This window comes from Sphingomonas sp. BK235 (assembly GCF_004345855.1).
Classification (GTDB): Bacteria; Pseudomonadota; Alphaproteobacteria; order Sphingomonadales; family Sphingomonadaceae; genus Sphingomonas.
This window is the reverse complement of sequence record NZ_SLXN01000001.1, coordinates 916,082-933,968: the sequence shown is the minus strand read 5'-3', so window position 1 is coordinate 933,968 and position 17,887 is coordinate 916,082. Positions and strand designations below refer to the sequence as shown.

The following is a 17,887-nucleotide window of genomic DNA, read 5'->3' as shown; positions in this document are numbered from 1 at the left end:
GCTTCGCCCCCACACCGCCGTCATCCCGGACTTGTTCCGGGATCCACCGAGCCGCACTTCCGGAAAGCGTTGCGCCCGCGGAACAGTGGATCCCGGAACAAGTCCGGGATGACGGTAGGAGGTGTTCCGGTGTGACGACCGGACGGGGTGAAAACACCCCGTCCCACTGCGACACATTGCCCTCCGCGCGCCCCTGCGTCATAAGGGGTATAATGCGACGGTGAGTCTCACCCCCGCCTTCCTCGACGAGCTGCGCGCGCGCACCTCGCTCACCGCGCTGGTCGGCAAGACGGTCAAGCTCACCCGCGCCGGGCGCGAGTCGAAGGGCTGCTGCCCCTTCCACAACGAGAAGACGCCCAGCTTCTACGTCAACGACGACAAGGGCTTCTATCACTGTTTCGGCTGCTCGGCGCACGGCGACGCGATCCGCTGGCTGACCGATCACCAGGGCCTGCCCTTCATCGACGCGGTCAAGGAACTCGCCGCCGCGGCGGGGATGGAGATGCCCGCGCAGGACCGCCAGTCGGCTGAGCGCGCCGAGCGCGCCAAGTCGCTCCACGACGTGATGCAGGCCGCGGCCGACTTCTTCACTCAGCAGCTCGGCAGCAGCGAGGGCGCCGCCGCACGCGCCTTGCTCGACAAGCGCGGGGTGAGCGGGGCGACGCAGCGAAGCTTCGGCTTCGGCTACGCGCCCGACTCGCGCACCCGGCTGCGCGCGGCGCTCAAGGATTTCGGCGACGCCATGCTGATCGAGGCGGGGCTGCTGATCCAGGTCGAGGGCAAGGAGCCCTACGATCGCTTCCGCGGCCGGCTGATGATCCCGATCCGCGACCCGCGCGGCCGCGTCATCGCCTTCGGTGGGCGCATCATCGGCGACGGCGAGCCCAAATACCTCAACTCGCCCGACACCCCGCTCTTCGACAAGGGCCGCACGCTCTACAACCTCGACCGCGCCGCCGCGGCCGCGCGCAAGGCCGAGCGGCTGTTCGTCGTCGAGGGCTATATGGACGCGGTCGCGCTGGCGCAGCACGGCATCGGCGAGGCGGTGGCGCCGCTCGGCACGGCGCTCACCGAGGCGCAGCTCGAGCGGCTGTGGCGCGTCGTCGACGTGCCCTATGTCTGCCTCGACGGCGACGCGGCCGGGCAGAAAGCCGCGATCCGCGCGGCGCAGCGCGCGCTGCCCTTGCTCGCGCCGGGGCGCAGCCTCGCCTTCGTCACTCTGCCCGAGGGGCAGGACCCCGACGACCTCATGCGCGCGCAGGGGCCGGGCGCGTTCGAGTCGCTGGTGCGGAGCGCGCAGCCGCTGGTGGACCGGCTGTGGCAGCACGAGCTCGCCGCCGAGCCGCTGACCACGCCCGAGCAACGCGCCGGCTTCAAGCGCCGCCTCGGCGACCTCGTCCAGTCGATCACCGACCCGAGCGTGCGCGCCGAGTATCAGGCCGAGTTCCGACACCGCTTCGACGAGCAGTTCGCGCGCACCCGCCAGCCGTTCCAGCAGCGCACGCCCTTCTACCCGATGGCGCAGCGTCGCCCCGGGCAGAAGTGGACGCCCCCGCCCCCGCCGGTCACCGAGGACGCCAAGCGCGTCGGCGCCGCGGGCGGGATCGACCGCGTGCTCGCCAAGGCGGTGCTCGCCGGGCTGGTCCGCCACCCCGCCGAGATCGCGCGCCACATGGAGGTGCTGGGCGGCCTGCGCCTCGCCGAGGGGGCGCTCGGGCGGCTATTCGAGGCGGTGGTGGATGTCGCGCTGGAGGATCGTCGCGGCGATCCGCTTGATAGCGGACGGCTCGTCACCATATTGGCGCGGTCCGGTTTCGATACGGTCGCGCATGACCTCTTGAGAGCCGATACGATGCCCTATTCGTTCACGCGCGCCGGCGCCGACGAGAAGCAGGCGCGTGACGACCTCGACGAGGCGATCGCGATCCTGGTCGCCCGGCCGGAGGTCGATGCTGCGCTGGCGGAAGCAACTTCCGCGATGAAGGCGCGCTTCACCGCCGAGGCGTTCGAACGACAAGTGGCGTTGGTGAACGAACAACGCGCGCTGGATGAGCGGCTTGCAAATCTGGTGCAGGCAAACGAAGACGCCCGCGCGCTCGGACTTGAGGACGATTGATGGCGAAGATGAACGGTGGCGGTGGTGACGAGGGCGCGGAAGTGGCCGACGCTCCGCTGATCGATCTGAACGACGCGAGCGTCAAGAAGCTGATCGCGCGCGCCAAGAAGCGCGGCTACATCACCTACGACCAGCTCAACGAGGCGCTGCCGCAGGACCAGATGTCCTCGGACCAGCTCGAGGACGTGATGTCCGCGCTCAACGAGATGGGCGTCAACATCGTCGAGAACGAGGAAGCCGGCGAGGACGGCGAGCCGGAGGAGCGCGCCGACGACGACGAGGCCGAGCCGGTCGACAATGAGTCCGATTCCGACGGCACCGCCCCCGCCCCCGAGGCGAAGAAGAAAGAGACGATCGACCGCACCGACGATCCGGTGCGGATGTACCTGCGCGAGATGGGCGCGGTGGAGCTGCTCAGCCGCGAGGGCGAGATCGCGATCGCCAAGCGCATCGAGGCAGGGCGCGACACGATGATCCTCGGGCTGTGCGAGAGCCCGATCACCTTCAACGCCATCATCGACTGGTCGACCGCGCTCAACGAGGGCACGATGCAGCTGCGCGAGATCGTCGATCTCGACGCGATGCTGTCCAAGGGGCCGTCGGCCGAGCAGGTCGAGGGCGCCGAGGACGACAGCGGCGAGATCAGCGAGTCGAGCACCGGCCCGTCGTTCAAGGAGGAGGAGGAGCCCGAGGAGGCGCCCGCCGACGACGAGGACGACATGACCGAGCGCCGCGCGCCGCGGCCGTCCGACGACGAGGAAGAGGACAATACGCTCAGCCTCGCGCAGATGGAGGAGACGCTCAAGCCGCTCGCGCTCGAGAAGTTCGCCAACATCACCGCGATCTACCGCAACTTCTCGAAGATGCAGGAGAGCCGGCTCGACGCGATGGCGTCGGGCGCGGACCTGTCCGACGCGCAGGAGCGCAAGTACCAGAAGCTGCGCGAGGACCTCACCGCCGAGGTGGAGAGCGTGCAGTTCCACCAGAGCAAGATCGAATATCTGGTCGACCAGCTCTACAGCTACAACCGGCGCCTCACCGCGCTGGGCGGGCAGATGCTGCGGCTGGCCGAGCGGCACAAGGTGAACCGCAAGGACTTCCTCGACCAGTATATGGGCCATGAGCTCGACGAGGGCTTCCTCGACGCGGTGCGCGGGCGCGACAAGAAATGGGCCGCCTTCGCCACCAACGAGGCGCCCGCGATCGATCGCATCCGCACCGAGATCAGCGAGATCAGCCAGCAGACCGGCATGGCGCTCGCCGAGTTCCGCCGCATCGTCAACATGGTGCAGAAGGGCGAGCGCGAGGCGCGGATCGCCAAGAAGGAGATGGTCGAGGCCAATCTTCGGCTCGTGATCTCGATCGCCAAGAAGTACACCAACCGCGGCCTGCAATTCCTCGACCTCATCCAGGAGGGCAATATCGGCCTGATGAAGGCGGTCGACAAGTTCGAGTATCGCCGCGGCTACAAGTTCAGCACCTATGCGACCTGGTGGATCCGCCAGGCGATCACCCGCTCGATCGCGGATCAGGCCCGCACGATCCGCATCCCGGTCCATATGATCGAGACGATCAACAAGCTGGTCCGCACCAGCCGCCAGTTCCTCCACGAGCAGGGCCGCGAGCCCACGCCCGAGGAAATGGCGGAGCGCCTGAGCATGCCGCTCGAGAAGGTGCGCAAGGTGATGAAGATCGCCAAGGAGCCGATCAGCCTCGAGACGCCGATCGGCGACGAGGAGGATTCGCATCTCGGCGACTTCATCGAGGACAAGAATGCGGTGATCCCGGTCGACGCCGCGATCCAGGCCAACCTCAAGGAGACGGTGACGCGCGTGCTCGCCTCGCTCACCCCGCGCGAGGAGCGCGTGCTGCGCATGCGCTTCGGCATCGGCATGAACACCGATCACACGCTCGAGGAGGTCGGCCAGCAATTCTCGGTGACGCGCGAGCGCATCCGCCAGATCGAGGCCAAGGCGCTGCGCAAGCTCAAGCACCCGAGCCGCAGCCGCAAGATGCGATCCTTCCTCGACCAGTGATCGCGATCCGGCGGGCGTCCGCGCCCGCCGGCGATTGCCACCGTTACGGCGGCGTCCGTCGCGTAGCTTCGTGCGATTACCACCACCGCGGCAACGACGTGCTTTCCATGGAAAGCCGTCGATGTCAGTTATTTGCTTCATGGACGAGTTGGTGGGGCGCCGACCCGACGGTCGGCTGCAAGTGACCGCTTCCGCGCTGGTGCGCCATTTCGGCGAATGGCAGGAGCGTGCGGCGCGCACCCCCGTCTATGTCCTTCACCACGGCCGCCCGCGGCTCGTGCTGCTCGGAGTCGACCTGCTCGATCGCGCCGCGGTCGACGAGGCGGCCGTGATGCCCCCGCCTCCCCCGCTGCTCACCGCGGTGCTCGATGGCATCGATCTGCCGCTGCTCCTGCTGGACCAGCGCGGCGAGATGGGCATCGCCAACGCCGCCGCGCGCGCGCGCTTCGGCGATCAGGTAGCGACCGGGCGCGCGCTCGTCGCGCTGTCGAGCCGTGACGGCGGCGCGCTGGCCGCCGCGATCCACCGGGTGCTCGACGGCGCCGGGGCGCAGCGCGTCGCGCTCGTCGCCGATCGCTTTCCCGAGCGGCTGTTGCGCATCGTGGTCGAGCCGCTGCCCGAGGGCTGTCTCGTGCGGATCGAGGATGCGAGTGCCGAGCGCGAGGCGCGCATCGCGGTCGCCGAGCGCGACGCGATCGTCGCCGCCGTCGAGGCAACCGGGCTCGCCGCGATCGCGCGGGTCAGCCTGCGTGGCTACCTCACGGCCCCGCGCCCCGCGCTCGCTGCGCTGCTGCGACGGCCGGTGGAGGAACTCGCCGGCGCGCGTTTCCTCACCCTCGTCGATCCGGCCGATCGTCCCGCGCTCGGCGAATCGCTCGAACTGGCCAGCGGCGGCAGCGAGACCGCCGCGCGCCCGGCGCGCCTGCTGACCGGCAATGGCGAAGCGCTCGCGACAAGGGTGGGATTCTGGCCGATGCGGGTCGGCGGGCGCGTCGAGGAGGTGGTCGCCGCGCTCGCCGCGGCGGCCGCGTAAACCGCCCCTTTACGTCGATCGGCTAGGTGCCGGAGCGCGGACAGACGGGTGCCGCGCCTGGGCGGAGACACGAGACATGGCGGACGCGAGCGAGCGCGCGGACGCGGGGTGGGACGATGCGATCCTGACGGCCGTCGCGCGCGACGGCACCGCCGGGGCACGTCATGCCGCGGGCTTGAGCGACACGCAGGCGCCGCTGCGTGACCTCGCCGACGCCGTCCACGCCTTGTGTGTCGTGCACGGCACCTTCCCCGGTCTGGTCGATCACGCCAAAGCGCACGGCGTCGACGCGCTGGCGGCATCGTGGATGCAGCGCGCCGCCGCGGCGATGGCGGACGAGCGCGCGCTGCTGGTGCGGCTGACCGCCGCGGTCGGCCCCCTGCCCTCGACCCCGGGTCAGGCGCATGCCGCGGCGACGATCCTGCAGCAGCGCGACACGCTGGCGCTGCTCGCGCGATCGGACCGCGTCGGCTGTGCCACCGGCGCGACCTTGGCCTTCGTGCTCGACTGGGCCGCGATCCGTGCGGTGCTCGACAGCTGCGCGCGCCGCGTCGCTCAGCCCGAATCGCCCAGCTTCGCGCCGGTCCGGGACGAGGCGGAGGTCGCGCTGCGCGCGCTCGACCTGGCTCCCGCGCGCCTCCGCGCGCTCACCTTCGGCGCGGAGCAGCTGCTCGCCCAGCACCGTGGGCTGTGGCAGCTGCTGGAGGCGCGTGCCGCCGCTCGCGCCGGGTAAGGCGCGGGTTGCGTGCTGCGCCCGCGCGCCGCATGACGTCGTGATGGAGCGTTTCGAGGGTACGAGCGACTATGTCGCCACCGACGACCTCAAGGTCGCGGTCAACGCCGCGGTGCGGTTGCGCCGTCCGCTGCTCGTCAAGGGTGAGCCAGGAACGGGCAAGACCGTGCTCGCGCACGAGATCGCGCGCGCGACCGGTCATGAACTGATCGAGTGGAGCGTCAAATCCACCACCAAGGCGCATCAGGGCCTGTATGAGTATGACGCGGTGGCGCGGCTGCGCGACGGCCAGCTCGGTGACCCGCGCGTCCACGATATCGCGCATTACATCCGCCGCGGCAAATTGTGGGAGGCGTTCGAGCGCGACACGCCCGCGGTGCTGCTGATCGACGAGATCGACAAGGCCGACATCGAGTTCCCCAACGATCTGCTCCAGGAACTCGATCGCATGGAGTTCCATGTCTACGAGACCGGGCAGACGGTCCGCGCCACCGAGCGGCCGATCGTGGTGATCACCTCGAACAACGAGAAGGAACTGCCCGACGCCTTTCTGCGACGCTGCTTCTTCCATTACATCCGGTTTCCCGACCGCGACACGATGCAGGCGATCGTCGACGTCCATTTCCCCGGCATCCAGAAGACGCTGGTGAGCCGCGCGCTCGACCTCTTCTACGAGGTGCGCGAGGTGCCCGGCATCAAGAAGAAGCCGTCCACCAGCGAGCTGCTCGACTGGCTGCGCCTGCTGCTCCACGAGGATCTGCCGCTCGAGACGCTCCAGCAGCGTGACCCCACCAAGGCGATCCCGCCGCTCCACGGCGCGCTGCTCAAGAACGAGCAGGACGTCATGCTGTTCGAGCGGCTCGCCTTCATGGCGCGGCGGGGAACGCGCGGCTGAGCCGGGGCGGCATGTTCCTCGCCTTCCTCGACTCGCTGCGCGCCGCGGGGATCCCGGCGAGCCTCAAGGAGCATCTGCTCCTGCTCGAGGCGCTCGACGCCGAGGTGATCGACCGGTCGCCCGAGCAATTCTATTATCTCAGCCGCGCGGTCTACGTGAAGGACGAGGCGCTGCTCGACCGCTTCGACCGCGTCTTCGAGGCGGTGTTTCGCGGCGCGCTCGCGCCGGAGGGCGTCGCGCCCGTCGCGCTGCCGGAGGAATGGCTCCGCGCGGTGGCGCAGCGGCATCTCACCCCCGAGCAGCGCGCCGCGATCGAGTCGCTGGGCGACTGGGACGCGATCATGCGCACCTTGCGCGAGCGGCTCGCCGAGCAGCAGGGCCGCCATCAGGGCGGCAGCAAGTGGATCGGGACGGGCGGCACCAGCGCGTTCGGCAACGCCGGCTACAACCCGGAAGGCGTGCGGATCGGCGGCGATTCGACCCAGGGCCGCGCGGTCAAGCTGTGGGAGCAGCGCGCCTTCCGCGATCTCGACCGCGATCGCGCGCTAGGCACGCGCAACCTCCAGGTGGCGCTGCGGCGGCTGCGACGCTTCGCGCGCGAGGGCGCCGCCGACGAGCTCGACATCGACGCGACGATCGACGGCACCGCGCGCCAGGGCTGGCTCGACGTTCGCCTCCGGCCCGAGCGGCGCAACGCGGTCAAGCTGCTGCTCTTCCTCGACGTCGGCGGGTCGATGGATCCCTTCGTCACGCAATGCGAGCAATTGTTCTCCGCCGCGACCAGCGAGTTCCGCGACCTCGAGTTCTTCTACTTCCACAATTGCGTCTACGAGGGCGTGTGGAAGGAGAACCGTCGCCGCTTCGACGCGCGGATCCCGACGCTGGACCTGCTCCACACCTACGGCCGCGACTATAAATTGCTGTTCGTCGGCGACGCGGCGATGAGCCCTTATGAGATCACCCATCCCGGCGGCTCGGTCGAGCACCACAATGACGAGGCCGGTGCGCTGTGGCTGCGCCGGCTGACCGAAGCCTATCCCGCCGCGGCCTGGCTCAATCCCGCGCCGGTCGCGCAATGGGTGTATACCGCCTCCACCGCGCTGATCCGCGACCTGATGGCGGATCGCATGTACCCGCTGACAATCGAGGGGATCGACGCCGCCACCCGCACGCTGGCGCGGCGGCGCTGAGCCGCGCTCAGCCGCGCCAGACCCGTAGCGGCGCCCCCGGGCGCAACCCGCCCTGGTGCGCGGGGCAGCGCGTGTAGCGGAAGGCCTTGTCGACGCAGAGCCAGAGCTCGTCGAGCCAGCCCTGCTTGGTCGCGGTGACGCGCATCATGTCGGGGCGCATCCCCGGGTTCACGCGCGCCACCGCCGCGGCCATCGCGCCCGCGGTCAGCGGCCGGCGCGACAATGCCGCCATGTCGGGGAAGCGCAGCCGCCCGTACATCGCGTTCGACTGGGTGAAGTAGCGCTCGGGGGAATAGCCCGCCATGCAGGTGCCGTGCTTGGCCCATTCGTGCTGGAGCAGCTGCGCCGAGGGAGTCGCGCAGAGATGCCGCCGCAGCACCGCCGTCGGCAGGATCGGGGTGGCGCGACAATATTGCGGCCACTCCTTGCCCGTACCGTCGGGCCACAGGCCGTGGAGCACGAAACCGAAGCGATTGCCCGAGCCGCACTGGAAGCGCGCGTCGCGATCGTCGCCGTGGTCGCGGCAATATTGCGGGCTCCACGTCACCGCCAGCGTGTAGCTGCCGATCGGCACGCGCCGCGCGGGCTGGCGTGGGCTCGGCAGATCCGGCCGCGGCGCGGCGATCGTCTCCGGCAGCGCGCAGGAGAGCGCTTGCGCTCCCGCGCTCCCCGGCAGCGCTACCAGCGCCGCAGCAGCCATCCAGCGCGTCATGCCAGCTCCTCCCGATCCCCGTCCGACGCGTCCTGGTCGTCCGCCACGTCCAACCCGAACCAGTCGCGCGACGCGGGCGCGAACAGCTGCGCCACCGCGGTCGCTTCGAGTGCGACCCGCACCAGCCCGAGCAGCGTGGTCAGCGCGACCGGCGCGCCGAACAGGCCGGGCAGCAACGTCAGCAGATGGAGCGCTGTCAGCAATACCACCATCCAGCGCACCCAGGCGATCCCGCGTCGCGCCACCGCATACCATTGGAACAGCGCGATCGCGACGTTGAGCCCCAGCGCCGCGACGAGCATCCAGCCGAAGCCGGCGGTGCGCGGGTCCGCCGCGAGCTGGGTCGAAAGCTGATCCCAGGTCAGCGCCCAGATGAGCAGCCCCAGCGCGAAGGAAGCCAGGTACAGCCGCTCGAAACGGACGATCGGGGGCGGACGCGTCACGATGACCTCTCATGGTTGCGCGCGCGCTCTGCGCTGGCGGGCGCGCCGACGCAAGCGAGCACATGCTGTCGTTCCCGGCTTTGTTCACCGCTGACCTTGCCAGATCCACGAAACCGCCGGGGGCAAGGCGAGCAGGGCCGACGCGACGGTCTCGAGCAGGAGCCTCATGGTCGTGACGTAGAGCGGCCAGGCGACCCGCGCGGGCATCGCCGTCGGGTACCATGTCGTCGGGGACAGAATGAGTTCTCGACGGGCGACGAGATGGATGACGGCGAGAGTCATCAGCATCACCCAGGCGACGCGACTACGCCGCCGCGCCACCAGAAGCGCGAGCGACAGCGTCACCACCGCAAGGCCGACCTGTATCACCAGCGCAGCGGCGTACCACATCACGGGCGCGTTCGGTCCTGAGCCTATGGGCGCAAGCTGCAACAGATAACACAGCGCCACCGCATAATAGCATGACGCAGCGAGGGAGATCGGAAGCGGCGCGGCTGCCGTGATCACGCCATCCGCTCGCGCCGCTCCTGCTTCCCGCGCCCGCCACGCTTCTCCCATCGCCCATACCTCCCGGGCTATTGTAGACGCGCCGCGCGGGGAGGCTGACTCACGCCGCGGCGACGTCGAGCCCGATATCCGCGGCCGGTGCCGACTGGGTGATGCGCCCGACGCTGACATAGGTCACCCCGGTCGCGCCGATCGCACCGATCGTCTGCAGCGACACGCCCCCAGAAGCCTCGGTCGGCACACGCCCCCCGACCAGCGCTACCGCCTCGCGCAGCACCGCGGGCGGCATGTTGTCGAGCAGCAGGTGCGTCGCCCCGGCGTCGAGCGCGGGCAGGATCTGGTCGAGCCGATCGACCTCGACGATGATGTCCGCGATCCCCGCGGCGCGCGCGAGCGCCGCGGCGCGGCCGACACCGCCCGCGACCGCGACGTGATTGTCCTTGATCATCGCCGCGTCCCACAGGCCCATGCGATGGTTGCGCGCCCCGCCCGTGCGCGTGGCATATTTCTCCAGCCGGCGCAGCCCGGGGATCGTCTTGCGCGTGTCGAGCAGCGTCGCGCCCGTCCCCGCCAGCGCGGCGACATAGGTGGCGGTCAGCGTCGCGATCCCGGACAGGTGCTGGACCGTGTTGAGCGCGGATCGTTCCGCGGTGAGGATCGCACGCGCCGCGCCAGTGACGCGCAGCAGCGCGGTACCGGGCGCGACGCGCTCGCCGTCGCGCACCAGCGGCTCGATCATCGCGGCGGGATCGAGCCGGCGGAAGAAAGCGGCGGCGAGTTCGAGCCCGCACACCGTGATCGCGTCGCGGCTGTCCATCACCGCGGTGAAGCGCGCCTCCGCCGGGATCACTGCCGCGGAGGTGATGTCGCCCGCGTCGCCGAGATCCTCGGCCAGCGTCGCGGCGACGAAGGCAGCGGTGTCGAACCCGTCGAGCGCGAAGGTCATGGCAGCACCTCGCCCGGGGCGACGCCCCACAGCCGCTCGGTCTGGACGAAGCCCGCCTGCCCGTGGACGTCGAACCGGCACCAACCGTTGCCGCACTGGCTCAATCGCCCGACCACCCCCGGCTGCGCGCGCCACAGGACGTGCGGCCCGCCGGGGCGGTCGCGCAGCTCGGCAGGCTCGCCCCCGGTGACGATCGCGGTGCGCGTGTGGCTGACCAGCGTCCCGAGCATCCAGCCCTGCGTCCCGCCCGGATCCTCCACCCTGCGCCATTCCTTGAACACCGCGACGACGCGCACCGGCAGGTCGGCGCGGACATAGACCCAGCTCGACGGGAAGGTGCGCCCCGGCCCGGTCCGCATCCGCGCGCGCGACGGGCTGAGCGAGGCATAATAAGGCGGCTCGCGCTGATCGGGCGCGGCGTCCGCCGCCACGCCGCACGCCAGTGCCGCCACCATCACCGCCGCCGCCAGGGCGCGGCGTGCCGCTGAGATCCCGCTGTTCACCCTCGATCTCCTATGCGGCGCGCGAGCCGCCATCAACCGTCTACCCGTTGACGCCCGTCCGGGGCTGCGCCAATTCGGGCGCATGGCCGATCTGCGACGCTGCGCCCACCCCAAGGTGACCGTCACGCGCGAACTGCCCGAGGTGGTGATGCAGCGGCTCGAACAATTGTTCGACGCCACCAACAACCGCGGCGACCGCCCGCTCCCGCGCGAACGGCTCGTCGCCGCGATGGCGGACAGCGACGTGCTGGTGCCCTCCGTCACCGACACGATCGATGCCGCCCTGATCGCGGGCGCGGGCGAGCGGCTGCGGCTGATCGCCAATTTCGGCGCGGGGGTGAACCATATCGACCTGCGCGCCGCGCGCGCGCGCGACATCATCGTCACCAACACGCCCGGCGTCCTCACCGAAGACACCGCCGACATGACGATGGCGCTGATCGTCTCGGTCCCGCGCCGGCTCGCCGAGGGCGAGAAGCTGGTGCGGTCGGGCCAGTGGAGCGGATGGAGCCCCGGCGGGATGCTCGGCTATCGCATCGGCGGCAAGGTGCTGGGGATCGTCGGCATGGGGCGGATCGGCCAGGCGGTGGCGCGGCGTGCCCGCGCGTTCGGGCTGGCGATCCACTATCACAACCGGCGCCGCCTGCCCGCCGCGGTGGAGGCCGAGTTCGGCGCGACGTGGCACGCCGACCTCGACGATCTGCTCGGCGCGGTCGACGTGCTCACGATCCACACGCCGCTCAACCCCGACAGCCGCGACCTGATCGACCGGCGCCGGATCGCGCTGCTGCGCCCGCACGTCTTCGTGATCAACGCGAGCCGGGGCGGAATCCTCGACGAGGAAGCGCTCGTCGACGCGCTGGAGGCGGGGCGGCTCGCCGGCGCGGGGCTGGACGTGTGGCGCCATGAACCCGAGATCGACCCGCGGCTGCTCGCCTTGCCCAACGTGGTGATGACCCCGCACATGGGGTCGGCCACCTACGAGGGGCGCGTCGCCTCGGGCGAGCGAGTGATCGCCAATATCCGGACCTGGGCCGACGGCCACCGACCACCCGACCAGGTGCTGGAAGGCTGGGTCTGACCCGGCGCGCGAATGTTGTGAATGTCCGGTCGCGAGTGGGGAAAGTTCGCTGTTCCTCCACTCCGTCATCCCGGCCTTGAGCCGGGAACCATCCTACCGCGAGAGCGGCGTCCGCGGCATGATGGATCCCGGGTCGAGCCCGGGATGACGCGCTCCTCTATGATGAGCATACTGGTCTGCCGTATCGAACGTGGAACAATCAATCCGGCACGGGCACGTACAAGGGCAAGGCGCGCGAGCGGCGGCCCGCCGCGAGGAGCATCTTGCTCGCGCCACACAATTGCCTTGGTAGCGACGAAAGCGGGACGGCGTGGCGACACGCTCCTCCTATTGCTCATAAGAAAAACACGATAACCTATTGTTTTCTTTACGAACGGGATCGTCTCTCTGCCGACACTCAATCGCGCATCGAGACCCCTTGCCCCTCGCACGGTTCGGCAAGCGTAGGACAGCCACGCCGCCGCGCTCACTCGCCGCCCTTGTCCGCCGCACCCAGCACCAGAGCGGCGAGCAGCCGGCCCGTGTAGCGCAGGCAGAGCTCCTGATGCACCGCGGCCGCCGCGGCGCTGGTCGCGCTGATCGCGCGGACGGCTTCGGTGCGCGCGCGGGCGGCATGGTAGTCGGCGTGACGGTCGTGCGGCATGAGCGATCTCCTCGCCCCTCCCGTCGCCGACGCACGTGTCCGCGGCATGTCGGCGATGTTGCGCGCGCGTCATCCTCGCCGCCCATCGCGCCACAGCGTGACGAAAGGTTGCGCGATGGAACCCATCGCCGCGCGCCTCATTGGAGCGGGCACCTCATCCAGCACAGGGAAGCCCATCATGCGTAGCCTCATCCTCCCCACCCTTCTCGTCGCCGGCGCGGTGAGCCTGTCGGCCTGCTCGACGCTGCGCGGTGCCGCGATCGGCGGCGCCGGTGGCGCGGGTGTCGCGGCGGCGACCGGCGGCAGCGTCGAGAAAGGCGCGGCGGTCGGCGGGACCGCGGGCGCGGTGGTCGGCACCGTCGTCGACTGACACGCGACCGCGGCGCGCGGCCGTCGGTACTGCCGCGCGCCGCCGCCGCCCGCAGTCGCTCAGCCCGGGCCCGCGCGCAGCAGCTCGACGCGGTGGCGGTCCTTCTGCCGGCCGAAGAGTGTCAGAATAGCGATCAACTCGCCGCGCTCGGGCACATAGACCCGGCCCACCGGCGTCCGCGTCGCGGGCGCTACCGCGCGCCAGCCGTCTGCGACGCGCACGTGCAAACCCGTCATGACCTCGATCGGCAGGGCCGCGCCGGACAGGCGCGCGATGGGCGAGGAGCGGAAACGTTCCCCCGCCGCGCCGAGTGTGACCCTGCCCGTCCAACCCGCGATCATCGCGCGCGCATCGTCGCCGCCGAGCAGCACGTCAACGTCGTCCACCGTGGTGGCGGCGCCGTGAAGCCACGCGGCCGCGCTGCCGATCACCCACCAGGGCGCGCGCGCGTCGCGCAGCGCCTCCGCGACGACGTCGAGCGTGGCCGCGAGCGGCGCCACGCGGCTCAGTCGCCGGTCAGGATGCGATCGACCAGCTGCTGCACCGTCGGCACGAAGCCGTTCGAATAGAAGGGATCACGCTTGAAATTATAGGCGGCGTGACCGGCGAACATCAGATTCTGGTCGGTGTCGCCGCCGTGCGCGATGTCCTGCAGCGTCTTCTGGATGCAGAAGCTGCGCGGGTCGGCGAGCCGGCCGGTCGAGTTGGTCTCGGTATCTGCCCAGCTCGAGAACAGGCACTGGCTGAGGCAGCCCATGCAATCGGCCTGGTCCTTGCGAATCTCGGTCTTCTCGCCGGGCGAGACGAAGACGAGCGTGTTGTCAGGAGTCTTGATCGCGTCGGTGAAGCCCTCGCCGAACCATTGGCGCGCGCGGAGCAGGTCGTTGCGCGTCACCCAGAAGTTCTTGCCCTTCACGCCGACGTCGAGCTGGAAGACGTGGTCGCCCGCCTCCTGCGTCGAGAAAGCGATCTGGCGCTCTGACCGCGCCTCGAGCGAGCGCAGGAAGGGGTTGCGCACCGCGGAGGAGTAGAATCCGGTCGGCGAGAAGCGATGGAGCAGCACCTCGCCCTCCTCTATCTCCATCAGCTTGGCCTTCCACGCCTCGGGGATCGGGCTCTCGCGCGTCAGCAAGGGGCGCGTGCCGTACTGGAAGGCGATGGTGCCGAGCTCGGGATTGTCGATCCAGTGGTTCCAGTCGCGCAGGTACCAGACGCCGCCCGCCATCACGATCGGCGTGGTGTCGGGGATGCCCCCCTCGCGCATCGTCTCGCGCAGCGCCTTCACGCGCGGGTACGGGTCCTCGGGCTTGAGCGGGTCCTCGGCGTTGGACAGGCCGTTGTGGCCGCCGGCGAGCCAGGGATCCTCGTAGACCACCGCGGCGAGCCACTCGCTCGCCTTGGAATAGGCGCGCTTCCACAGCGCGCGGAAGGCGCGGCCCGAGCTGACGATCGGCAGGTAGCTGACATTGTAGGACGCAGCGATCTCGCTCAGCTTGTACGGCATGCCCGCGCCGCAGGTGACCCCCGCCACCAGGCCGCGGGTCCGCTCCAATACGCCGTGCAACACGCGCTGCGCGCCGCCCATCTCCCACAACACGTTGATGTTGATCGCGCCCTTGCCGCCCGCGATGTCCCAGGCGCGCTGCACCTGCTGGACCGCGCCGTCGATCGCATAAGCGATCAGCTCCTCGTGGCGCTCGCGTCGCGTCAGCGCGCGATAGACCTGGGGGATGATGCGCCCCTCGGGATCATAGCTGTCGGCGTTGACCGCGGAGACCGTGCCGATCCCGCCCGCCGCCGCCCAGGCGCCGGCCGAGGCGTGATTGGTGGCGGCGACGCCTTTGCCCCCCTCCACCAGCGGCCACACCTCGCGGCCTCCATAGACGATCGGCTTCAGGCCCTTGAACACGCTATTCCCACTTCTATCGCTGATCCAGCGCGCCCGTATAAAGCAATCGGGCCGCAACGCGACAAAATTGCGACTCAACCGAGACAGGCCGGCCGACCCGCGGCCGCGGCATAGAGCGTCGCGTACCGCCGGATCATGTCCGCTTCGTCGAACGCCGCCTGCGCTTTGGCGCGGTTGGCGGCGCCGATCCGTGCGCGTAAGCCGGGATCCGCCGCCAACTCCTGGATCGCGTCGCGCAGCCGCACCTCGCCGTGATGCTCGGTGATATAAGGCAGGTTGTCGGGCGCGACCATCTCCGCCACGTCGCCCACGGGCGGGCTTACCACCGGCAGCCCCGCCGCCATCGCCTCGATCACGCTGGTGGGCGATTGTTCGCTCGTCGAGGACAGGGCAAGCAGGTCGAACAGCCCGAGAAAGCGATAGGGCCGTTCGACCGCGCCGGCGAGCAGGACGCGATCGTCGATCCCCATCGCCAGCGCGGCGCGCTCGATCGCGGCGCGCTCGGGCCCGGTGCCCACGATCACCAGCCGGAAGCGAGTCGACAGGCCGCCGACCGCGCGGACCAGCGCGGAAAGATCCTTGTGCGGGAGGAGCGCGCCGACCGCGCCGATCGTCAGCACGCGTTCGTCACGGACGAAGCCGGGGATCGCGCGTGGGTCGGGGCGCGCGGCATAGAGCGCGGTGTCGATGCCGGTGGCGATACGGTGGACGCGCGCGCGCGGCTGCTTCCAGGTCTCCAGCGCGATCCGCTCGAGCGCGTGGCTCGGCACCACCAGCGCCTGCGCCGCCGACAGCGCGAGCCGACGATAGATGGTGCGGTCACGGCGCAGCCCGCCCGCCTCGGCGTCGACGAACCCGTCCTCATGGTGGATCACCGGCGGCATCCGCCGAGCGAAGACGCGCCGCGCCATCACCGCGTCGATCGCCGCCCAGTCGTAGGTGAGCACCAGATCATGGCCGTGCGTCAATCGCGCCCAAGCCTCGTAGCGCGCGAGCGAGGGCTTTCCCGCGAGCGGCGGCGCGTCCTGCGCGATCTCATAGCGAACGCCGGTGCCGACGCGCGCGCGCGCGCCCAGCCGCGTGGCGTCGGCCACCACCAACCGGTGCCGCGCGCGGGCGCCGAACGCGGTCATCAGCCGCGCGACGCGCGCCCCACGCGCGTCGAGATCGAAGCTCGGCAGGACATGGAGCAGGGAGAGCGGCTGTGACATGTCGGCCACATAGCCGAGCGAAAGCGACGACGCACCCGCCCGCGGCGAGATTTAACCGCAACTCTCGTGCTTAAAGTAAATTGCGGGTGGTGCGGCCGTTGGCCGGCGCTCGTTGGACCAAGGGAGTCTCTCAATGCTGAAGTCGATCATCGCCGGCGCGAGCGCGCTGGCGCTCACCGCCACCCCGGCGCTCGCCGCCGCCAATCCCGCCTCCTCGCTGTCGGTCGCCAAGTCGGCGCGCGCCTCGGCCGCCGCCAAGGGCAAGAGCGAGCTCGCCGCGCCGGGCGCGATCGTCGGGCTGGTGCTCGCCGCCGCCGTGGTGGTCGCGGGCGTCATCATCGCGGTCGACGACGACGACGATTCGGACAGCAACTGACCGGCGCGCCGGCGTCGCCTGAGCGGCGCCGGCAGCTCTCCGACGTGATCAGCCGATCGCGTCCTTGGGGACGTGCGTGATCCGACACGCGAGATCCGCCTCCCCGCTCGCCACGACCCAATGATCGCCGCCGTCGGCGATGCCCGTGGTGAACACGACATTGTCCAGGTACATCTGCTCCTTGAGCGGCTCGGTCAGCGCCGGCGCCGGCTCAAGCAGCGCGACGTCGCTGGTGGCGAGCGCGCGCGACGGGTCGTCGCGGTCGAGCAGCGTCCAATAAGTGCGGTAGATGCCGACCACGCCCGACGGTTCGACGCCGTGCCATAGGGTCAGCCAGCCCTCCTGCCCGTTCACCGTCGTCAGCACCGGGGGCGCCCCGCCCCCCATGCGCGCGGTCGCCATGGTCTTGGCATGGGGCCGGATGCCCGGTGCGTCGTGCGGCTTCCAGTGGAGCGCGTCGGGCGAGGTGGCGAGGTTGATCGACGGGCCGGCGCGCCACTCGGCCTCGGGCGGGTAAGCGAAATACAGGTCGCCGAGCGGCCGGGTCTGCGCCCAGAAGGCGCCGCGCACCTTGCCCTCGAAGATCAACATGTCCTTGTTCTGATGATCCAGCACGATGCCACGCAGCGACCAGTCGAGCGCGTCGTCGCTGGTGTAGAGCGTGGTGCAATGCCGCTCGGGGCTGACCGAGCAGGTGGTCATATAATAGCGCCCGTCGACGCGGCTGATCCGCGCGTCCTCGACGCCATAGCATTGATAGGCGGCGCGCGGCGCGATCGCGCGGTCGTAGTGGACCGCCTCCACGCGCGTGCCGCTGGGATCGAGCTCGACCGGCAGCAGCCAGGACAGCGAGGTCAGCGCCATCACCTTCCACCCGCCGCCGCGCATCATGAACTTGCGCGGGTCCGACGTGTCCACCAGCGACAGCGGCCAGGCGTCGAGCACGTAGCGGTCGCCATCCCAGCGGATCGCATCGATCTGCTGGTCGCGCACCGGGTGGCGCAGCGCCTCGGCGACGCGGACCATCATCAGCAGATTGCCGCTGGCGAGCCGCGTCATCCCCGGGTTGAACGCGCCCAGCACATAGGTCTCGGCGTCGAGGTGCCCCGCCAGCGGCGAGCGCGACAGGTCGACGTCGTCAGGGCCGAACACCAGCGCGTCGTGCGGAAAGGCAATGGTCATC

Annotated in this window: 19 protein-coding genes; 9 read left to right on the top strand and 10 right to left on the bottom strand. The window is 70.3% G+C overall.

Features of this window, described 5'->3' with window-relative positions:
• Positions 1-220: 220 nt before the first annotated feature.
• From dnaG to EV292_RS04270, 6 genes are all read left to right on the top strand, one after another.
• Positions 221-2,116 (top strand): DNA primase, encoded by a 1,896-nt coding sequence (gene dnaG, locus EV292_RS04295; RefSeq protein ID WP_132907895.1) that lies wholly within the window; start codon positions 221-223, stop codon positions 2,114-2,116.
• Positions 2,116-4,152, top strand: coding sequence for an RNA polymerase sigma factor RpoD (gene rpoD, locus EV292_RS04290; protein WP_132907894.1), 2,037 nt, complete (start codon positions 2,116-2,118; stop codon positions 4,150-4,152). Before dnaG ends, rpoD begins: the two co-directional genes overlap by 1 nt.
• Before the next feature lie 121 nt (positions 4,153-4,273).
• Entirely contained in the window at positions 4,274-5,185 is a 912-nt protein-coding gene (locus EV292_RS04285; RefSeq protein ID WP_132907893.1) for a hypothetical protein, read from the top strand.
• 76 nt (positions 5,186-5,261) lie between these two features.
• The gene (locus EV292_RS04280) at positions 5,262-5,918 is read left to right on the top strand and encodes a hypothetical protein (protein ID WP_132907892.1); all 657 of its coding nucleotides are present in this window, start codon (positions 5,262-5,264) and stop codon (positions 5,916-5,918) included.
• Positions 5,919-5,961: 43 nt separating this feature from the next.
• Positions 5,962-6,813: a MoxR family ATPase gene (locus EV292_RS04275; RefSeq protein WP_132907891.1), complete on the top strand. Its 852-nt coding sequence runs from the start codon at positions 5,962-5,964 to the stop codon at positions 6,811-6,813.
• Positions 6,814-6,824: 11 nt separating this feature from the next.
• Entirely contained in the window at positions 6,825-8,003 is a 1,179-nt protein-coding gene (locus tag EV292_RS04270; protein WP_132907890.1) for a VWA domain-containing protein, read from the top strand.
• A gap of 7 nt (positions 8,004-8,010) precedes the next feature.
• Here the strand turns inward: EV292_RS04270 and EV292_RS04265 are convergent, their stop codons facing one another.
• From EV292_RS04265 to EV292_RS04245, 5 genes are all read right to left on the bottom strand, one after another.
• Positions 8,011-8,715, bottom strand: a complete 705-nt coding sequence (locus EV292_RS04265; protein ID WP_132907889.1) for a ribonuclease T — start codon at positions 8,713-8,715, stop codon at positions 8,011-8,013.
• Positions 8,712-9,158 (bottom strand): hypothetical protein, encoded by a 447-nt coding sequence (locus EV292_RS04260; protein WP_132907888.1) that lies wholly within the window; start codon positions 9,156-9,158, stop codon positions 8,712-8,714. Before EV292_RS04260 ends, EV292_RS04265 begins: the two co-directional genes overlap by 4 nt.
• Positions 9,159-9,242: 84 nt before the next feature.
• Complete coding sequence (locus EV292_RS04255; RefSeq protein ID WP_132907887.1) at positions 9,243-9,665, bottom strand: hypothetical protein; 423 nt, start codon at positions 9,663-9,665, stop codon at positions 9,243-9,245.
• Between the two features lie 100 nt (positions 9,666-9,765).
• Entirely contained in the window at positions 9,766-10,611 is an 846-nt protein-coding gene (gene nadC / locus EV292_RS04250; RefSeq protein WP_132907886.1) for a carboxylating nicotinate-nucleotide diphosphorylase, read from the bottom strand.
• Positions 10,608-11,066 (bottom strand): SH3 domain-containing protein, encoded by a 459-nt coding sequence (locus tag EV292_RS04245; protein ID WP_207913359.1) that lies wholly within the window; start codon positions 11,064-11,066, stop codon positions 10,608-10,610. Before EV292_RS04245 ends, nadC begins: the two co-directional genes overlap by 4 nt.
• Before the next feature lie 130 nt (positions 11,067-11,196).
• On the opposite strand from EV292_RS04245, the gene EV292_RS04240 reads away from it, so the two are divergent.
• Complete coding sequence (locus EV292_RS04240; protein WP_132907884.1) at positions 11,197-12,195, top strand: D-glycerate dehydrogenase; 999 nt, start codon at positions 11,197-11,199, stop codon at positions 12,193-12,195.
• A gap of 466 nt (positions 12,196-12,661) precedes the next feature.
• Here the strand turns inward: EV292_RS04240 and EV292_RS22505 are convergent, their stop codons facing one another.
• Positions 12,662-12,838, bottom strand: a complete 177-nt coding sequence (locus tag EV292_RS22505; protein ID WP_165927007.1) for a hypothetical protein — start codon at positions 12,836-12,838, stop codon at positions 12,662-12,664.
• A gap of 178 nt (positions 12,839-13,016) precedes the next feature.
• On the opposite strand from EV292_RS22505, the gene EV292_RS04235 reads away from it, so the two are divergent.
• The gene (locus EV292_RS04235; RefSeq protein ID WP_132907883.1) at positions 13,017-13,208 is read left to right on the top strand and encodes a hypothetical protein; all 192 of its coding nucleotides are present in this window, start codon (positions 13,017-13,019) and stop codon (positions 13,206-13,208) included.
• Positions 13,209-13,267: 59 nt separating this feature from the next.
• On the opposite strand, the gene EV292_RS04230 is transcribed toward EV292_RS04235, so the two are convergent.
• The 3 genes from EV292_RS04230 to EV292_RS04220 form a co-directional block, all read right to left on the bottom strand.
• Positions 13,268-13,708 carry a hypothetical protein gene (locus tag EV292_RS04230; protein ID WP_132907882.1) on the bottom strand — a complete coding sequence of 147 codons (441 nt, stop codon included), beginning with the start codon at positions 13,706-13,708 and terminating at the stop codon, positions 13,268-13,270.
• Between the two features lie 5 nt (positions 13,709-13,713).
• A complete protein-coding gene (locus EV292_RS04225) occupies positions 13,714-15,117 on the bottom strand; it encodes a nitronate monooxygenase (protein ID WP_132907881.1) in 1,404 nt (467 codons plus the stop codon).
• A gap of 74 nt (positions 15,118-15,191) precedes the next feature.
• Positions 15,192-16,328, bottom strand: a complete 1,137-nt coding sequence (locus EV292_RS04220; RefSeq protein ID WP_132907880.1) for a glycosyltransferase — start codon at positions 16,326-16,328, stop codon at positions 15,192-15,194.
• Between the two features lie 133 nt (positions 16,329-16,461).
• On the opposite strand from EV292_RS04220, the gene EV292_RS04215 reads away from it, so the two are divergent.
• Positions 16,462-16,704, top strand: coding sequence for a hypothetical protein (locus EV292_RS04215; protein ID WP_132907879.1), 243 nt, complete (start codon positions 16,462-16,464; stop codon positions 16,702-16,704).
• Between the two features lie 48 nt (positions 16,705-16,752).
• On the opposite strand, the gene EV292_RS04210 is transcribed toward EV292_RS04215, so the two are convergent.
• On the bottom strand, positions 16,753-17,886 hold the full coding sequence (locus EV292_RS04210) for a glycosidase (protein ID WP_207913332.1): 1,134 nt from the start codon (positions 17,884-17,886) through the stop codon (positions 16,753-16,755).
• Between the last annotated feature and the right edge of the window lies 1 nt (position 17,887).

Excerpts from the sequence above, each read along its gene's own strand:
- nadC (WP_132907886.1), bottom strand. The coding sequence starts at position 10,611 with ATGACCTTCGCGCTCGACGGGTTCGACACCGCTGCCTTCGTCGCCGCG.
- EV292_RS04270 (WP_132907890.1), top strand. The coding sequence starts at position 6,825 with ATGTTCCTCGCCTTCCTCGACTCGCTGCGCGCCGCGGGGATCCCGGCG.
- EV292_RS04210 (WP_207913332.1), bottom strand. The coding sequence starts at position 17,886 with ATGACCATTGCCTTTCCGCACGACGCGCTGGTGTTCGGCCCTGACGAC.
- EV292_RS04215 (WP_132907879.1), top strand. The coding sequence starts at position 16,462 with ATGCTGAAGTCGATCATCGCCGGCGCGAGCGCGCTGGCGCTCACCGCC.
- rpoD (WP_132907894.1), top strand. The coding sequence starts at position 2,116 with ATGGCGAAGATGAACGGTGGCGGTGGTGACGAGGGCGCGGAAGTGGCC.
- EV292_RS04220 (WP_132907880.1), bottom strand. The coding sequence starts at position 16,328 with ATGTCACAGCCGCTCTCCCTGCTCCATGTCCTGCCGAGCTTCGATCTC.
- EV292_RS04240 (WP_132907884.1), top strand. The coding sequence starts at position 11,197 with ATGGCCGATCTGCGACGCTGCGCCCACCCCAAGGTGACCGTCACGCGC.
- EV292_RS04275 (WP_132907891.1), top strand. The coding sequence starts at position 5,962 with ATGGAGCGTTTCGAGGGTACGAGCGACTATGTCGCCACCGACGACCTC.
- EV292_RS04285 (WP_132907893.1), top strand. The coding sequence starts at position 4,274 with ATGTCAGTTATTTGCTTCATGGACGAGTTGGTGGGGCGCCGACCCGAC.
- EV292_RS04280 (WP_132907892.1), top strand. The coding sequence starts at position 5,262 with ATGGCGGACGCGAGCGAGCGCGCGGACGCGGGGTGGGACGATGCGATC.
- EV292_RS22505 (WP_165927007.1), bottom strand. The coding sequence starts at position 12,838 with ATGCCGCACGACCGTCACGCCGACTACCATGCCGCCCGCGCGCGCACC.
- EV292_RS04245 (WP_207913359.1), bottom strand. The coding sequence starts at position 11,066 with ATGGTGGCGGCACTGGCGTGCGGCGTGGCGGCGGACGCCGCGCCCGAT.
- EV292_RS04235 (WP_132907883.1), top strand. The coding sequence starts at position 13,017 with ATGCGTAGCCTCATCCTCCCCACCCTTCTCGTCGCCGGCGCGGTGAGC.
- EV292_RS04265 (WP_132907889.1), bottom strand. The coding sequence starts at position 8,715 with ATGACGCGCTGGATGGCTGCTGCGGCGCTGGTAGCGCTGCCGGGGAGC.